This is a genomic window from Methylomonas sp. BG-2, assembly GCF_057766305.1.
Map to the genome: position 1 here is coordinate 1 of NZ_JBYMAP010000450.1, position 1,600 is coordinate 1,600.

General features: G+C 57.4%; 1 protein-coding gene. It reads right to left on the minus strand.

Annotated elements, in window-relative coordinates; translation table 11 throughout:
- Positions 1-118: 118 nt before the first annotated feature.
- Positions 119-1,549 (minus strand): aminotransferase-like domain-containing protein, encoded by a 1,431-nt coding sequence (locus tag AC3B8H_RS21180; RefSeq protein ID WP_488443486.1) that lies wholly within the window; start codon positions 1,547-1,549, stop codon positions 119-121.
- Positions 1,550-1,600: the final 51 nt, after the last annotated feature.

The window sequence follows — 1,600 nt, forward strand, 5'->3', positions numbered from 1 at the left end:
GCATTGCCGTATTCGATCAATCGGTTTTTAATACGCTAAACCGCATTGCATTGGATATAACGTTAAAGCCAGCCAATCCAACGAAGACAACACTGTCAGCCCTGGGCACTCCAATCCTTCAACGAGTCTCCGCCATCAAATCCCTCGCCATATCCCCCAACTTCTTCAAGGCCTTTTCCACTCTGTCGTTCCACGGCACCGCACAACTCAAGCGGATGTAATTGCCGTATTTCTTTTGCGTGGCAGAGAACAAGGGGCCGGGGGCGATGATGATGTTTTCCTGGCTGGCACGGTGATGCAGAGCCATCGCGTCGATACCCGCCGGCAACTCCACCCACAACGCGAAGCCTCCTTCAGGTTGGGTGACGCGCGTGCCTTCTGGGAATAACAGGCTGACGGCCTTGACCGCCTGCGCCACGTTGCGGGCGCATTCTTGTCGCACCTGGCGCAGATAGCGGTCGTAACCGCCCTGCTCCAGCATGTGGGCGACGATCAACTGGTTCAGCGTCGGCACGGCCTGATGCATCATGTATTTCAGATTTTCGACTTTCTCCATGTAGCGGCCCGGCACCAGCCAGCCGACTCGAATGCCCGGCGATAAAGTTTTGGCGAAAGAGTTGCAATACAACACCTGGCCGTTGCGGCTCCAGGATTTGCAGACCGAAGGCCGACGTAATCCGAAGCCCAGGTCGCCGTATACGTCATCCTCGACCAACGGAATCTCGTGCTTTTCCAGCAAGGCCACCAGTGCCGCCTTGCGCTCGTCGCTCATGCAGGAACCGAGCGGATTGTTGTAGTTGGAAACGATCAGACAGGCCTTGATCGGCCATTGTTCGATGGCCATTTGCAAGGCATCCAGCGAAAGACCGTCGCGCGGATGAGTCGGAATTTCCAGTGCCTCCATGCCGCAGGATTCGATGACCTGCAGCAGGCCGTAAAAGGTCGGCGATTCGATGGCGATCAAATCGCCGGGCTGGCAGACCGCCATCAGCGCCAGCCGCACCGCTTCGCGGGCACCGTGCGTGACGACGATGTCTTCCGGGCTATCGACGCAATGCAATTCCACCATGCGCTTGGCGATTTGCCGGCGCAATTCCTGGTTGCCGAGTAATTCGTCTGCGTCGAAACAGCGCTTGCCGAAAGTCCGCGACACCTTGCCGGTGGCTAGTTGCAGTGCATGAGTCGGCAAAAAATCGGCATGCGGCACCGACGAGCCTAGATTGATTTGATGCGGATCCTTGGCGGCACGCAGGATTTGCCGTGTCAGCGATTGGCCGGTGACCTTAGCCGGCGTTACTGGCGCGTTGGAGATTTCGGGTTCGACGATGGACTGCCGGCGAAAACCGCTGACATAGTACCCGGAGCGAAGACGCGCCTGGATGCGGCCACTGTCTTCCAACATACGGTAGGCTTCCAACGCGGTGGAGATGCTGACATTCAATTGCTGGCTCAGCCGCCGGACACCGGGCAGCTTTTCACCGGGCTTGTAGACGCCCTGCTCGATATGCGCGATCACCGTTTCCGCGACGGTTTCGTATAAGTGTTTCATGTGTTTGTCCATGTTAATCGATGCGTTTGAGCCGGGCATTAGCTGGCTTTG